Here is a 15220-nt window from a genome sequence, read left to right as displayed (position 1 = left end):
TGGCTCAAGGAGCACAAATTATGAAAGCCACCTGGAAACTGTCTGATGGCAGCGAAATCACTGCCGAAATCGCAAACGGCACCAACATGATGCAAGCGGCTGTGGACAACAATGTCCCCGGAGTGGTCGGCGAATGTGGCGGCTGCCTCAGCTGTGCTACCTGCCATGTTTACGTTGATGCAAACTGGATCGCACAATCCGGGTCCGTGGACGATTTTGAAGATGCCATGCTGGATGTCGCCGAGGCCGAACGAACCGACGCCAGTCGCCTCAGCTGTCAAATTGAGGCCAGCGACGCCCTCGACGGCATTGTTCTGCTGGTTCCACAACCGTAACGCCCGCCCCGAAAAACGACAAAAAAAATGGCGCCCGTCAACGGCGCCATTTCCTGTTCCAGACTTTGATTGGTTTATTGTGCCGCCGCTTCCAGACCCGCATCCAGACTGGACAAGATCACCTGCACATCTTCCGAGGTCAGCACCAAAGGGGGAGACAGGATAATGTTGGGCCCGGAAATGCGTACAATCGCACCGCTGCGATAGGCCACGTCCTGAACCACGCCCCCAGATTTTTTGTCGATTGGCGTTTTGCTGGCGCGATCGCTGACCAGTTCAATCGCGCACATCAGCCCATGCCCACCACGCACATCGCCAATCAGTTCGTGTTTCTCTTGCAAGGCTAGCAACCCCGCATACATCTCAGCGCCACGCGCCGCGGCATTCTCGTTGACTTTCAGGCGTTTGGTTTCGGCCAGACAGGCCAAAGCCGCCGCTGCCCCAACCGGGTGTCCGGAATAGGTGTAACCATGGCCGATGGCCGCCTTGCCACTGGTGTCGCTCTCAAACACTTCAACCACCTTGTCGGCGATCATCACCGCGCCGAATGGAAAGTATCCGTTTGTGATAGCCTTGGCGGTGGCCATCATATCGGGCTGAACACCCCAATGGCGTGAGCCAGTCCAGCTCCCGGTGCGGCCGAAGGCCGTGATTACCTCATCAGCAATCAACAGGATACCGTTCTTGGTACAGATATCGCGCACGCCGGGCATAAAGCTTTCGTGTGGTGGGATCACGCCCCCTGCCCCGAGGATCGGCTCCATAATCATCGCGGCAATTGTGCCAGCCCCCTGAAACGCTATCTCGTCCTGCAGGGCCTGCAAACACAGTGCGGCCAGCTTTTCCGGATCGGTCTCGTTAAATGGGTTGCGGTAGGTATATGGCGCGGGGATATGAAAACAGCCCGGCAAAAGCGGCTCGTACTGCGTGCGGAAGTTGGCATTACCATTGACCGAAGCTCCGCCCATATGCGTGCCATGATAACCCTTTTTCAGGCTCAAAAACTTGGTACGCCCCTCATCACCCCGAATTTTGTGGTACTGGCGCGCCAATCGCAACGCAGTCTCCACCGAGTCCGAGCCACCAGATGTATAAAATGCGCGGGTCAGGCCGTCTGGCTCGTAAAAGTCACGAAGTTCTTCGGACAATTCAATAACCGCATCATTGGTGGTACCACGAAAAGTCGAATAATACGGCAACACGTCCAATTGGCGGGCAATGGCGTCTTTGACTGGCTGGCATGAAAAGCCAAGGTTCACATTCCAAAGCCCGCCAACACCATCTACTACTTCGTGGCCGTCCACATCCGAAATTCGTACGCCTTGGGCGCTAGTGATAATGGCCGGCGGATTCGCCAGACTATCTGCCGGATGTGTCATCGGATGCCACAAAGAGCGGGCGTTTTTCTCTTTCAGGAAATTGCTGTCTTTCATCGGTTCAGGCCTTTCGGATCATGCGTTGGCGGTTTCTGCCTCAAACGCGGTCAGCTTTAATTTGAATTCTTCGGGGATAAATCCGCCCAACAAGCGGGTCATTTCAAGCGACGCAAGCATGAGTTCGCGCCGGATAGTGTGCCTTAACTCTGGTGTCATACGCGCAACAGGGGCAGCAACGGCGACCGCGCCATAGCAATTTTGCTGTGCATCAAAAATTGGGCAGGCATGAGAATGCACATCCATTTCATGGCCACTTATCGATTCTGCGAAACCTTGAATGCGCGTCTCTCTAAGGCGCTGCCGGATCACATCCGGGTCAGTTTCGGTGAGATCCGTTTTCTTTTCCAAGGGGCGTCCCAGCACATCGTCCACCAGTGATGACGCCCCAAAAGCCAGCACCGCATGCCCTGAGCTTGTCGAATGAAACGTGATTTGCTCAGCGTCTTCCATTGTCACCCGTGTGCCGTGCAATGGGCTGTAACAATAGCTGACAACCGTCAATCGATCCCCCTGATGGATCGACATATGGGCCGTTTCTCCGGTGGCCTCGCTAAGACGTCTCAGAAGGTTTTGCACCACTTCACGCATGGGAACGGCCGCTTCGCGCAACGCAGCAAGTCGGGGGAAAACCGGCCCCAAACGATATTCTCGACCTGTGCCAATCTGCTCAACGAATCCCTGTTCAGCCAATTCTGTCATCAATCGGTACACTGTCGCCTTGTTCATCCCAGACAGGCGCGTCATCTCGCTCAGGCCAATTTTGGCACGAGAACGAGAAAAATAACCCAGCAATGACAAACCCTTAGAAACCGTCCCCATCGATACTCCACATTCTCCGCAAGCGCTTTCCGCGATATGAAACCAAATGATTTGGCCCATACGTTCTAAAAGTGTTGACAGAAATATAGTTAACCTGTCAATCTATTTTCGAACCCTTGGTTTGTTTAGTGAACCACAGGACGCACAGGGAGACAACAATGAAATTCAAAACACTTATCGGCGGCACGCTCGCCTTGGCCATGACCTCCGTTTCCGGAGCTGCCTTGGCAGAATACCCCGAAAAGCCCGTCAGCTTTATCGTTCCGTGGCCCCCCGGAGATCTCGAAGACGTGCTAACCCGTATGATTGCCGAAGACTTTCAGGCGGCATATGGCGTCTCGGCAGCGGTGGTAAACAAACCCGGAGGCGGCGGCGGCCCCTTCCCCGGTGCGATCGAAGTTGCAACAGCTCCAGCTGACGGCTATACCATCGGTTCCTTTGTCCCAGCGGTGCCCGTCATCGGCCACGAGATTGGCATTGATGAGCTGGCAGGCGAAGTGTTTGAGCCGGTCGGAATTTTCCTGACCTACCCATTCGTGATCGCCACCTCAGCAGACGCGCCGTACTCATCGATGGCGGAACTGGCGGAACATGCCAAATCCAATGACGTTGCACTGGGTCACTTTGGTCAGGTTCTGACGCCAACCCAAGTCACCATGGCCTATGCCGTTAATGCAGGCTTTGAGTGGGGTTCAGACGCGGCTTTTGACGCGCTCGACTGCAACACATTGGCTTCGGGCGATGCGGACGTGATCAACACCACGCTGCAATTGATCCTGCCTTGTCTGGACAAGGTCAAGGTTTTGACCACGATCACTGGCGAGCGTATTCCTCTGGTACCTGATGCGCCTACCATTGGCGAATTGGACGCGTCACTGGACATCGCACTTTGGAACGGCCTGTTTGTTCACAAGGACACACCGGCCGATGTTCGCGAGAAACTGGCTGCTGTTGCGTCGAAAACAGTGATGAGCGACCGCGCACAGGCGATTGCCAAGGAAACCGGTGCTCAGGTCTATTGGGCTGATGCGGCTGCTTCAGCCGAGATCATTGCCAAAGACAAGGCCACTGGTGCCGTGATCTCGGGTATCCTCGAGTAATATAAAAAATGCGGGCCGGAGGTGCAAATGCCTCCGGCCTTTTTCTGTATTCAGAGGCCCGGCAACATGAGCTCACTCGAAGAAAAACGCTTTAAAGGCCCTCTGCGAGGGCAGCTTTTGTTTGCTATCGTGTTTCTTGTCGCGGCACTGTTGCTGCTGTCGCAGTTGGGCGACCAGACCAAATGGGTAAAACGCACCAAGTTCTTTGCTCAGCCGCGTTTCTGGCCTGCGGTCTCAATCATCGGCATGGTCCTGTTTGGCGGCCTGCACCTTTGGAAATTGCCACGTCGCAAGTTCGATCGCGCCGACTTTGTCGAATGGCGCGTGTGGCTTTTTACGATCGAATGGGTGCTATGGTTCCTGATCTACGTCATCCTCGTACCAATCATCGGTTATCTGCCCGTAACGATGGTCTTCATGCCGATCCTGATGTGGCGCATGGGGTATCGCAGCAAGAAAATGCTCTGGATATCCGTGTTCTTTGGCGTGGCCGTTGTGATCCTTTTCAAGGCTTTGCTGGACGTTAAAATTCCAGGCGGTGCCACCTATGAATACCTGCCCGGTGCGCTGCGCAGCTTTTTTATCCTGAACTTCTAGGGCACGCCTGATGGACCTTATTCTTTCCTCAATCGACATTTTGGCCCGCTGGGATGTCTTGCTGGCGCTTTTGGCCGGTTCTGTCGGCGGTGTCTTGATCGGCGCGATTCCCGGCGTAGGCCCTGCCGTGGCCATTGCGATCCTTTTGCCCGCCACGTTTTCGATGGACCCGATTGTGGGTCTTACTGTGTTGCTGGGTATCTACGGATCCTCAATGTATGGCGGCTCAATCCCAGCCATCCTAATCAATACGCCGGGCACGGCCGTGAACGCGCTGACCACTTATGATGGTTACCCAATGACCACGCGCGGCGAGGCGCGGCGTGCCTTGTCTCTGGCCTATAGCGCATCCTTCTTTGGCGGTATCTTTTCAGTCATCTGCCTGATCCTTTTTGCCCCGATCCTCGCTAAAATCGCACCGATGTTTGGCAGCCGCGAGATATTCCTAGCGGCCTTGCTCGGCCTGATACTTGTGGTCGTTGCCCATCGTGGTCAGACCTTGATTGCTGCGGCCTTGGCTTGCTTTGGTATCTTCCTCAACACGGTGGGGCTCGAGCCTGTAAAGTATTCAAAACGCTTCACCTTTGACCAAAGCTGGCTGTCTGGTGGTGTGAACCTGATTGTGGTTGTGCTCGGCCTGTTTGCTTTGTCACAAGCGTTTTACCTGTTGCAGGGCGAAGATGAGAAAACCCGCCTGACCAAATTGCGCGGCGGCATGTTTCAAGGCCTGCGAGAGCTGATACGCCACCCGCGCGTGGCTGGTGTTTCGGGCACGTTTGGCGTGCTGATGGGCATGATCCCCGGCGTTGGCGAATTTACCGCGCAATTCCTGAGTTACACCTACGCGCAAAAAAGCTCAAAGCGACCGCAGGATTTTGGCCATGGCTCATCTGAAGGGCTGATCGCTGCCGAAACCTCCAACAACGCCGTACCCGCCGCAGCCATGGTGCCGCTTTTGGCTTTGGGTATTCCTGGCGAAGCGCTGACCGCGATGATGCTGTCTGTGTTTTATGTGCACAACGTGGTGCCCGGACCGCAGCTGTTTCAAAACGACATGGACTTTGTGGTCGCGCTCTATCTGGCGCTGCTCATTTTGAACGTGCTGGTTTTGGTCTTCCTATTGTTCGCCACCAATCAGCTGATCAAAGTGGTGAATATTCCAAACCGCTTCTTGGGCGCCTGTATCCTCGTGCTGTCTTTTGTCGGCGTTTACAGCTTGCGAAATTCTTTCACCGACTGCCTGATCGCTGCCTGTTTCGGTATCTTCGGCTTTGTGTTGAAACGTCTGTCCATACCCGCTGTGCCGATCATCCTTGGCATGGTTCTGGGCGGGATCATGGAGGTCAAGCTGCGCGCAGGTATGGCGCGGGTGAAGACACCATTCGACTTTATCGACCGCCCCATCGCCATGATTCTATTTTTGATGATCGTGGGCGTTCTTATCATCCATTTCCTGCGCGTCTGGCAGGATCATAAAGAACTCAAGGAGGCCAAATGGTCGACCAAGCACGCGTCAACAAACTTCGGAATGCACATGTCCCGCCGCAAGGATTATTTATTGAGGGAGCGTGGCAGGAAGGTTCGGGAGAAACACTTGAAGTACAATCCCCGATCGACGGACAAACGCTAACCACCATTGCCCGTGCCACTCTTGCGGATGCGGATCGCGCGATAGCTTCGGCGCGCGCTGCTTTTGACGATGGCCGGTGGAGTCGTATGGCCCCTGCGGAACGCAAAAAGGTACTTCACAAGCTCGCCGACCTGATCGAGAAAAACGCCCTTGAACTGGCAGTTCTGGGCGTGCGCGACAACGGCACCGAGCTGAACATGGCTATCAAAGCCGAAAGTGGATCCGCCGCTGGTACCTTCCGCTATTACGCCGAAGCGCTGGATAAAGTGTACGGTGAGATTGCCCCGACCGACCCCAACTTCCTTGGGATGATCCACAAGGAACCGGTTGGCGTCGTGGGCGCCATCGTGCCTTGGAACTTCCCGCTGATGATCGGCTCATGGAAACTGGCGCCCGCACTAGCAATGGGCAATTCGGTCATCCTGAAACCTGCGGAAACCGCCTCGCTTTCCTTGCTGAAACTCGCTGAACTGGCCTCTGAGGCTGGCCTGCCGGACGGCGTGCTGAACGTCGTCACCGGACAAGGATCCGTTGTGGGTGAGGCCATCGCGCTGTCAATGGATGTCGATATTCTGGTCTTTACTGGCTCTGGCGGCGTAGGCCGCCGCCTGCTGGAATACTCGGCCCGTTCCAACATGAAACGCTGCTATCTCGAACTTGGCGGCAAGTCCCCCAATCTGATCTTTGCCGACGCCCCCAATCTGGATGAGGCCGCCAAGGTCTCGGCCATGGGCATCTTCCGCAATTCAGGCCAGGTCTGCGTGTCGGGCTCACGCCTTCTGATTGAAGCGTCGATCCACGACGATTTCGTCGCACAGGTCGCCAAATACGCCGCCGCGCTTAAGGTTGGCGATCCGCTGGATCTGGGCAATGACGTGGGTGCGGTGAACTCGCTGACCCAGCTACAGGGCAACCTTGGCTTCATCGACAGCGCGCATGCCGATGGCAACACCATCTATCTGGGTGGCAATCGCATCCTCGAAGACACCGGCGGCTACTATATGGAACCCACCATTGTCACCGACGTCAAACCCACCGACCGGCTGGCACAGGAAGAGGTGTTCGGCCCGGTGCTCGGCGTGCTTCCATTCTCGTCAGATGACGAGGCCATCGCGCTTGCCAACAACTCGATCTATGGCCTCGCGGGCGGTGTGTGGACTTCAAACCTTAGCCGCGCGCACAAGATGATCCGCGGTATCCGCACCGGCGTTGTGCATGTGAACACCTATGGCGGGCCGGACAATACGGTACCGTTAGGTGGCGTCAAACAATCCGGCAACGGCCACGACAAATCCCTGCACGCGATGGAAAAATACGTCGACCTCAAAACCACTTGGATCAAACTTTGATGCAAGACAGCCAAACCCTGATTGATCGGCGAGCCCAGCTTTTGGGGCCCAACGTCAGCACGTTTTACGAAGACCCAGTGCATCTCGTCAAAGGCGACGGTGTCTGGGTCTGGGATGCGGACGGGCGCAAATACCTTGATTGCTACAACAACGTGCCACACGTCGGCCATTGCCATCCCAAAGTGGTCGAGGCGATCTGTCAGCAGGCCGGCACGCTCAACACCCATACGCGCTATCTGCACGCAGGCATCCTTGATTATGTTGAGGCCCTGACCGACACGTTCGCCGATCCGCTGAACACCGCGATCATGACTTGCACCGGGTCCGAGGCCAACGACATCGCCTTACGCATGGCACAAGCCGTCACTGGCAACACCGGCGTCATCGCCAGCGACCACACCTATCACGGCAACACCATGGCCGTGTCGCAGCTGAGCTGTACCAACCCACCGCCCAACCGCTGGGACAACGTGGCTTATGTGCCCGCCCCCGACAGCTATCGCCCGCTTGGTGGCGAAGCGGGTGCCGCCCACGCACGCGCTTTTGCGGCTGAAGTTGAGCGCGCTATCGCAGAGCTGGCGGCACGCGGCCACGGGCTTTCGGCCCTCATCATCTGCCCCTATTTCGCCAACGAAGGCTTCCCGGACCTGCCCGCAGGCTGGCTGCAATCCGCCATCGACGCAGTGCGCAAAGCGGGCGGTATCATCATCGCGGACGAAGTTCAGCCCGGCTTTGGCCGCCTTGGCACGCATTTCTGGGGCCATCAAAAGGCGGGCTTCCTGCCTGACGTGGTCACCTTGGGCAAACCCATGGCCAACGGTCACCCGGTTGGCGGCGTGGTCACCTGCCTCGAGACGATGACCGCCTTTCGCCAGAACTTTCGCTACTTCAATACCTTTGGCGGCAACCCTGTGTCCGCCGCCGCAGCCCTCGCCACACTAAAGGTCGTGCAGGACGAAGACCTGATGGAGAATGCCGCAGAGGTTGGCAATTATGCCCGCGAAGGCCTGCGCCAACTGGCTAGCCACCACGCCTGTATCGGCGACATCCGCGGCTCCGGCCTGTTCTTTGGTGCCGAGATGGTGCTGGACCCCGACGCAAAAAACCCTGCCACGAATTTCACCAAACGCATCGCCAACGCCATGCGCAACAAGGGCGTGCTGCTGAACTTCCTTGGCATCCACTACAACGCCCTGAAAATCCGTCCGCCGCTGCCGTTTTCCAAGTCCAATGCCGACCACATGCTGGAAAGATTGAATGAGGCACTAAGCGAAACACCGTTGGAACCGTGATGAACGCGCACGTGCAAAAGGCTCTGGCTTTCTGGGACATGGAGGGCGCAATCACGATCCTGGCGGCCCAGCGCGAAAACCACGTTTACCGCGTGGATCACAACGGCGCGACCTGCGCCCTGCGCTTTCACCGCCCCGGCTATCGCACCGAAGATGAGTTGCTGTCGGAACTGCACTGGTGCCAACACCTCGCGGATCAGGGCCTGACCGTCCCACGCCCCCAGCCTGACAGGACAGGAGCCCTCCTGCGCCAAATTGGTGAAACATACGTCAGCGTATTGCCGTGGCTCTCTGGCGTTCCAATCGGCGAAGGCTCCGAGATCACGGGGGATCCCCAGCAGCTTGCGCGTCAGGTTGGACAGGAAATGGCCCGCCTACACCAGATCACCGACCTCTGGCAGCGCCCCGCCACCTTCACTCGCCCCGACTGGGCCATGGATGCACTTGTCGGCGACACTCCCCTCTGGGGACCGTTTTGGGAGCACCCCGACCTCACGTCGGATCAGGTCGCACTGCTACAACAGGCCCGCGCTGCTGCCCGGCGTGACAGTGCCCTCCTCGACCATGACACCGGCCTGATCCATGCCGACATGCTGGCCGAAAATCTGCTGGTCGATGGCGATCGTCTGGGCCTGCTGGACTTTGACGACAGCGTCACAGGCTACCGCGCCTTTGAACTCGCAACCTTCCTGCTGCGCTATAGCGAGCGTCCTGACTTCGCCGACCTTTGCGCAGCACTCACCGACGGCTATGCCGCACGTCGCCGTATTGACGCACCCGAACTTGACCTCGCCCTGCTGCTACGAGCCCTGACTTACGTCGGCTGGATCATCCCACGCCGCAAGGAACCCGGTGGCGACGTCAGATCAAAACGCATGATTGCCCACGCCACGCGGCTTGCCCAATCCTATCTCGAACGGAGTCCCTCATGACCCAGGACAAAACCATCCTCGTTGTCGGAACCTATGACACCAAAGACGACGAACTGAACTACATGTGTGACTGCATCCAGGGCCAGGGCGGCAATGTCTTGTCGATGGATATCAGCGTGCTGGGCGACCCGTCCGAGCCGACAGATTACTCCAAACACGCCGTCGCCGAAGAGGGCGGCTCTTCCATTCAGGAGGCCATCGACTCAGGCGACGAAAACCACGCCATGCAGATCATGGCCCGTGGTGGTGCGCTGCTGGCCTTGCGTTTGCACAGAGAGGGCAAAGTGGACGGAGTCGTGGTTCTTGGCGGCACGATGGGCACCGACGTGGCGCTGGACATCTGTCAGGCGCTGCCGCTGGGCGTGCCAAAATATGTGGCCTCGACTGTCAGCTTCTCACATCTTCTGCCCCCCGAGCGACTGGCGGCAGATATCCAGATGATCCTCTGGGCGGGCGGGCTCTATGGCCTGAACTCGGTCTGCAAATCCTCTCTCAGCCAAGCGGCTGGCGCCGTTCTGGGGGCCGCCCGTGCTGTTGAAAGGCCTGCGGGTGACAAGCCACTGATCGGTATGACCTCTTTTGGTAAAACCATCCTGCACTACATGGTCACTCTGAAACCCGCACTGGAAGAACGCGGCTTTGAAGTTGCCGTGTTCCACGCCACCGGCATGGGCGGGCGGGCGTTTGAATCTCTGGCCGCCGAAGGGGCCTTTGCCTGCGTGATGGATTTCGCTACGCAAGAGGTCGGCAACCATCTGATGGGGGGCCTCTCAGCCGGGGCAGATCGCCTGACTAACGCGGGCGCCACTGCGACGCCCCAAATCGTGGCACCTGCCTGCTATGACTTGGTCGATTTGGTCGGTTGGAAGCCCTTGCCACAGCGCATGGCTGGCAAACCCACCCACGACCATAACCGCCTGTTGAAAGCTGTTGTTTTGGATGCCGACGAACGACGCGAGGTTGCCCGTGCACATGCGGATAAGCTGAGCCAGGCCGAAGGTCCTACAGTGTTCATTATGCCGAAGGGCGGGTGCAATGAGTGGGATCGCCCCAATGCTGACCTGCACGACGCCGACGGTCTTGCGGCCTTTGTCGACGAAATTGAACGCCGGATGCCGGACAATGTGAATTACATCCCCCTAGACTGTCACATCAACGACGCCGAGTTTTGTGACAGGGTTCTTGCAACCTTTGATGCGTGGGTCGCAGAAGGCATTGTCAAATCCTAGCCGGCAATGCGGTCATCTGGCTTTGCCGTAGAGTTGCGGGCCAGATGGTCGCCGATGGCTATTGGGCCCTATTTCAACTGCAAAATATCAGCGATGCACAGCTTGCGCTGCGCGGGCATGGTCGAGGCCCCGTCCTTGCGTTTGACTCTGCGTGGACCGTCTTTGACTTTGACTTTCGGATCAGCCAGCGCGCCTGAAACAGAAAACGGCCATGGGCTACGCGACAGAGGCTTGCCAATACGGCGGGGCTGACCATGGATATCCAACGTTTTCTTACCGAGATTGACGTCACCGTAAACGACGATCTGAACCATGTCGGTTTCAACCACAATCTCCTTTGAGGACACCCTGCCATTGGAAACATGCATAGGGGCGCGCAAACAAACGATTGGCGCCCGGTCGCCTTTGCCCTTGGAAAACAACCAAGGCAGAACGCCAAGCCCGGCGATATCCAATAGTTGCGTTTCGATACTACCTTTGCGCATCGATACCGTCGCCCAACCTTGCGCGGTTTTCATGAAATCTTGTACCGACGCATGATCCCCCGACAGTTCAAGGTTGGCGTTTAGAATTCCACTGACACCTTTTTTGAATTTCAACGACTGCATGATTTTTCCCAAATCCCAGCCACCCGTCGACCCTGCGATCTGTAATATCTCCGGATTTTCCTTAAGATCCACTTTGCCTGTCAGGTTAAACTGGCCTCCGCCATAGGCAAATTCCACTGGCCCCAGCTGGGCTTTGCTGCCATCCAGCAAAAGATCGCTTTTAAGGCTGGTCGAGCCTTTGTCGCCTTCGATTTTCTTCAGATCAATTCCGATGGCCAAGTCCATCCCCGACAACAAGATGGCCCGCCCCAGAGGCTGCAAAGTCACGTCGCGAAACGGCCCACTGCCCGAGGTCACCGGCCCCGCTTGATCTTCGTTGCCGTCCGCATCGGCGGCTTGTTTCGACTGGCTTTCAATATCACCTAGCCGACCAATCTGAAGTACCGCGGCCACGATATCGCGGATATGGTTCACTTGGATCAGGTCACTTGTCACGCTGCCCCGCACGATCGGATTGGGGATTGCGGCATCCAGTGACACATCAAAAATCAATTCCGAGTCAGAAACTGCAACAGTTGCCAACGCGTCCCAGTCGGCTTCCTGACTGACAAGGCTGGCGTCAATTTTCACAGCCCCGGTATCAATCGGTTCGAGTTCCAAAGCGGTCAGTAAGTCAGACCCCGAAGGTACTCTGGCTGTCACCTGAACATTGATATCATTCAATGTGAGTATGTCGCCAACTGACCCACTGACATCGAAATGCCAAAGATCGGCATCACCTGAATCACCTTTCAAATCCGAAAGAACAAGCATGTCTCTGCTGCCAGTCAGCCGAAACCCCCCGGAAACCTGCCCAAGCACGCCTGACTCCTGAAATATTTCAGGAGACAGCAAGCTGGCCAGAGGTAAGGTTAAGTCCCCTTCAACATCAACCTGAGCCATCTGAAGCGCGTCATTGACGGCCCCTTGCAGGACCAAAAAGGGTGCATCCGTTGGGCCGATCCGAAACACCACATCCCCAAGGCGAAGCAATCCATCCTGACTGCGTGAAACATCCGAAACTGTGATGGGTGGGGGGCCAACCCCAGCGGTGTCGATCACCATCCCATTTGTTGCGATGACCATTTTTCGCAAAGGAACATCATCAATGCGATTAGCAAGCTGCATATAGATGCTGACCAACTTCAAGTCCCGACGTACGGTTGTTGCGGGTGGCTCATTGTCTTCTGGGAAAAGCCGTATTGTCGTGTCCAAAGTAGCATCGCCCGGACCGCCTGATGGGCCCAAAGTGCGTGCCAGAACAACGCTTTGTCCGCCGATCAGAGATATCAGCGCATCGGCATTGCCAACGAACAGCTTCCCGTCTTCATAGACAATTTCCGCATTGGCATGCGCCGTACCTTCCAGAACATCATCGAGCAGCAGGATTTTTTGCAACTGCTGCAAGTCATCGATCGATGCGTTTATTGCTGTTCGGAAACCGGCCTCGTACCCCTGCTGATCCGGAGTTCCTGTGGCATCAATCTGGATACTTTCAAAAGACAGCTGGCCTTTGAAAGGTGCGTTTGGCGAAAATTCCCCGCTCAGATCAAGAGCCTGACCGTTCAGCATGCCAGTTGCTTTCAGATCAATCGGTGCTGACGCCGATTGCCTGCTAAGGCCAAGGTCCGTCAAACGTAAATCAAATTCAAATCCAGACTTTGCATCACGGAAACTGATGCCCGAGTTGAACATCTGAAGTCTATGATCTGAAAGAATGTTGGATAGGGCAGCGCCGGGATTTAGTGCGCCAGTTTGCTTGTATTTCTCCGCCATGTCCTGAGGTTGTTGGGCAATTGGCCAGGACGGAGTTCCGTCTTTGTCGACCGAAAGCATGATATCAGCACCATCCAACACAACCTGGCTTAGCTGTAGATCACCCATGACTAATTCGCTCAACGCGACATCGAAATCCAGAGATGTGACATTGGCCAGATCATCGTCCACACCCATTTTGCCGGGCACTCTCAGACCTTTTGCGGACACGCGCACAATCGACCCCAGATCGATAGAAACACCACCGTTGATTTCGATTGTCTGACCGGTTTCACGGCTGATCAACCACTCTGTCAGGGTGGCGCGTGGTCCGGCCAAAACCGAAGACGAAAGTAATAGCCACGCCACACAGAACGCAGCCGCCAGAAGGCCAGCCACCCAAAAAATCAGCTTTTTCAAAATACTCATGAGACAAGGATGCCATTCTCCTTGTGTAAGAGCAATGTCGAACCCACGGTGCCCCCAAATCCAAGCCGGGACTAACCTGCTCCCGTCGCTCGTAACTTCACGTTACGCTAAGCCGCAAGTATTAGTGACGTTGTGGCCAGACCCGTAACCAGAAAGGATGGCACCATAGGGAGAAATCATATGGCAGACCCAGTTAAACCCCGCAGCAAGCGTTCCGGAAGGAGTGGCGGCGCTGCTGCCCGACGTGAATCCCGCCTTCGGGGGCCGGTTGTTTATTTGCCAAATGCGATCAGAAATATCCCGACTTATGAAATCCTTAAGCAAGACGGGCTGGAGGCAATTGACGATCACGCCATGGGGATTTTGGAAACAATTGGTGTTGAGTTTCGCGACGACATCTCAGCCAAAATCTGGGCAGATGCCGGTGCGGATGTCGACGGCCATCGGGTACGCATTCCGCGCGAGTTGATCCGCAAGCTAATCGCTACAGTGCCGTCAGAATTTGATTATCATGCGCACAACCCGGATCGTTCGGTCAAAGTGGGCGGCCGAAACATGATCTTTGGCCCCGCCTATGGCACCCCCAATCTGATTGACCTGAACGGGGTTCGCCGTCAGGCCACAGCCGACGACATGCGCACCATCATGAAGTTGCATCAGGTCAATCCAGCGATCCACTACAACGGTGGCTACACGCTGGAACCAATGGACGTTGATGTGCCGGTTCGCCATCTGCATATGGTCGAATCCAGCTTTAACACCACAGACAAGCCAATCATGGGATCGCCGCAATCCGCCTATCAGGCGCGTGATAGCCTGGAGATGGCAAAGATTGTTTTTGGTAAGGACTATTTGGATAAGAACGTCGCCATGACGGCGATATTCAACTGCAATTCGCCTTTGGTTTGGGATCAGACTCAGCTTGAGGCGCTTCGGATCTACGCCGCCCACAACCAAGCGATGCTTTTATCGCCGTTCGTTCTTTATGGCGCCTCAAGCCCGGTTCATATCTTGGCAGGAACCGCCCAGATTGTCGCCGAAGCGCTCGCGGGCGTGGCCTTTACGCAAATTATCCGTCCCGGTTCGCGCGCTGTGATGGGGGTGGCCCCAATGGGCGTCTACATGAAAACCGGATCGCCGACCTTTGGCTCTCCTGAGGTGGCTTTGACCATGTATGTCTACGGTCAAATGGCGCGCTACTATGGCATTCCATGGCGCACTAACGGGGCAAAGACCGGCGCAAAACAAGAGGACCTTTATGCCGGTTACGACTCGATCCTCAAGGTTTATCCGGCCATTTTGGGTGGGTGCAATCTACTCACTCATTGCGGTGGCACTCTGGAAGGGTCGTTGTGTGTGTCGCTGGGCAAGCTGGCCGCCGATGGCCAACAATTGCAAAGTTTTTACACCATGCTCAAAGGTGTCAGATTTGATGACATGGATCTTGTGCTGGACGATTTGGCCAAGATTGGGCCCGGTGGACATTTCTTTAACGAGGATTACACCCGCGAAAATCTGCCCTTTCTGGACGAAGTGCAAGACAATGAACGCTTTGAAAGCTGGATCGCAACCGGGTCCAAGACTGTCGGTGAACGTGGTCGCGACTGGTGCCGCTCAATGCTGGATCGCTATGAGCAAGAGCCACCGACCCTTGATGAGGCCAAACGCGAAGAGTTGCGCAGTTTTGTCGGCCGTCGCGAAACAGAGATCAACGCAGGGCAGTTTTGACA

At 56.2% G+C, this 15220-nt stretch carries 12 protein-coding genes; 9 read left to right on the top strand and 3 right to left on the bottom strand.

The features are described from left to right. The first annotated feature begins 20 nt into the window (after nucleotides 1-20). Nucleotides 21-335, top strand: coding sequence for a 2Fe-2S iron-sulfur cluster-binding protein (locus BUC32_RS01845; RefSeq protein ID WP_073248841.1), 315 nt, complete (start codon nucleotides 21-23; stop codon nucleotides 333-335). Between the two features lie 74 nt (nucleotides 336-409). Here BUC32_RS01845 and BUC32_RS01840 read toward each other — a convergent pair whose 3' ends face one another. Next, on the bottom strand, nucleotides 410-1768 hold the full coding sequence (locus BUC32_RS01840; RefSeq protein ID WP_073248838.1) for an aspartate aminotransferase family protein: 1359 nt from the start codon (nucleotides 1766-1768) through the stop codon (nucleotides 410-412). An 18-nt stretch (nucleotides 1769-1786) separates the two neighbouring features. After that, nucleotides 1787-2590: an IclR family transcriptional regulator gene (locus BUC32_RS01835; protein ID WP_073249214.1), complete on the bottom strand. Its 804-nt coding sequence runs from the start codon at nucleotides 2588-2590 to the stop codon at nucleotides 1787-1789. Between the two features lie 158 nt (nucleotides 2591-2748). Between BUC32_RS01835 and BUC32_RS01830 the strand changes: the two genes are divergently transcribed. From BUC32_RS01830 to BUC32_RS01800, 7 genes are all read left to right on the top strand, one after another. Beyond that, nucleotides 2749-3690, top strand: coding sequence for a tripartite tricarboxylate transporter substrate-binding protein (locus BUC32_RS01830; protein WP_073248836.1), 942 nt, complete (start codon nucleotides 2749-2751; stop codon nucleotides 3688-3690). Nucleotides 3691-3756: 66 nt separating this feature from the next. After that, entirely contained in the window at nucleotides 3757-4287 is a 531-nt protein-coding gene (locus tag BUC32_RS01825) for a tripartite tricarboxylate transporter TctB family protein (protein WP_073248834.1), read from the top strand. Nucleotides 4288-4297: 10 nt separating this feature from the next. After that, nucleotides 4298-5917: a tripartite tricarboxylate transporter permease gene (locus tag BUC32_RS01820; protein WP_073248832.1), complete on the top strand. Its 1620-nt coding sequence runs from the start codon at nucleotides 4298-4300 to the stop codon at nucleotides 5915-5917. After that, the gene (locus BUC32_RS01815) at nucleotides 5845-7266 is read left to right on the top strand and encodes an aldehyde dehydrogenase (protein ID WP_073249212.1); all 1422 of its coding nucleotides are present in this window, start codon (nucleotides 5845-5847) and stop codon (nucleotides 7264-7266) included. The genes BUC32_RS01820 and BUC32_RS01815 overlap by 73 nt, the downstream gene beginning before the upstream one ends. After that, nucleotides 7266-8558, top strand: coding sequence for an aspartate aminotransferase family protein (locus tag BUC32_RS01810; protein WP_073248829.1), 1293 nt, complete (start codon nucleotides 7266-7268; stop codon nucleotides 8556-8558). The genes BUC32_RS01815 and BUC32_RS01810 overlap by 1 nt, the downstream gene beginning before the upstream one ends. Continuing rightward, entirely contained in the window at nucleotides 8558-9490 is a 933-nt protein-coding gene (locus BUC32_RS01805) for a phosphotransferase enzyme family protein (RefSeq protein WP_073248827.1), read from the top strand. Before BUC32_RS01810 ends, BUC32_RS01805 begins: the two co-directional genes overlap by 1 nt. Next, nucleotides 9487-10719, top strand: a complete 1233-nt coding sequence (locus BUC32_RS01800; RefSeq protein ID WP_073248825.1) for a Tm-1-like ATP-binding domain-containing protein — start codon at nucleotides 9487-9489, stop codon at nucleotides 10717-10719. Before BUC32_RS01805 ends, BUC32_RS01800 begins: the two co-directional genes overlap by 4 nt. A gap of 68 nt (nucleotides 10720-10787) precedes the next feature. Here BUC32_RS01800 and BUC32_RS01795 read toward each other — a convergent pair whose 3' ends face one another. Further along, nucleotides 10788-13490, bottom strand: coding sequence for an AsmA family protein (locus BUC32_RS01795; RefSeq protein WP_073248823.1), 2703 nt, complete (start codon nucleotides 13488-13490; stop codon nucleotides 10788-10790). Nucleotides 13491-13670: 180 nt separating this feature from the next. Here BUC32_RS01795 and BUC32_RS01790 point away from each other — a divergent pair, with 180 nt between their 5' ends. Next, nucleotides 13671-15218, top strand: coding sequence for a trimethylamine methyltransferase family protein (locus tag BUC32_RS01790; RefSeq protein WP_073248821.1), 1548 nt, complete (start codon nucleotides 13671-13673; stop codon nucleotides 15216-15218). Nucleotides 15219-15220: the final 2 nt, after the last annotated feature.

The sequence above is a fragment of the Shimia gijangensis genome (genome assembly GCF_900142085.1).
Classification (GTDB): Bacteria; Pseudomonadota; Alphaproteobacteria; order Rhodobacterales; family Rhodobacteraceae; genus Shimia; species Shimia gijangensis.
Note: the sequence above shows the minus strand (reverse complement) of the source record. Positions and strands in the feature narration are given on the sequence as shown.

Excerpts from the sequence above, each read along its gene's own strand:
- BUC32_RS01820 (WP_073248832.1), top strand. The coding sequence starts at position 4,298 with ATGGACCTTATTCTTTCCTCAATCGACATTTTGGCCCGCTGGGATGTC.
- BUC32_RS01830 (WP_073248836.1), top strand. The coding sequence starts at position 2,749 with ATGAAATTCAAAACACTTATCGGCGGCACGCTCGCCTTGGCCATGACC.
- BUC32_RS01810 (WP_073248829.1), top strand. The coding sequence starts at position 7,266 with ATGCAAGACAGCCAAACCCTGATTGATCGGCGAGCCCAGCTTTTGGGG.
- BUC32_RS01790 (WP_073248821.1), top strand. The coding sequence starts at position 13,671 with ATGGCAGACCCAGTTAAACCCCGCAGCAAGCGTTCCGGAAGGAGTGGC.
- BUC32_RS01835 (WP_073249214.1), bottom strand. The coding sequence starts at position 2,590 with ATGGGGACGGTTTCTAAGGGTTTGTCATTGCTGGGTTATTTTTCTCGT.
- BUC32_RS01840 (WP_073248838.1), bottom strand. The coding sequence starts at position 1,768 with ATGAAAGACAGCAATTTCCTGAAAGAGAAAAACGCCCGCTCTTTGTGG.
- BUC32_RS01845 (WP_073248841.1), top strand. The coding sequence starts at position 21 with ATGAAAGCCACCTGGAAACTGTCTGATGGCAGCGAAATCACTGCCGAA.
- BUC32_RS01800 (WP_073248825.1), top strand. The coding sequence starts at position 9,487 with ATGACCCAGGACAAAACCATCCTCGTTGTCGGAACCTATGACACCAAA.
- BUC32_RS01805 (WP_073248827.1), top strand. The coding sequence starts at position 8,558 with ATGAACGCGCACGTGCAAAAGGCTCTGGCTTTCTGGGACATGGAGGGC.
- BUC32_RS01825 (WP_073248834.1), top strand. The coding sequence starts at position 3,757 with ATGAGCTCACTCGAAGAAAAACGCTTTAAAGGCCCTCTGCGAGGGCAG.
- BUC32_RS01795 (WP_073248823.1), bottom strand. The coding sequence starts at position 13,490 with ATGAGTATTTTGAAAAAGCTGATTTTTTGGGTGGCTGGCCTTCTGGCG.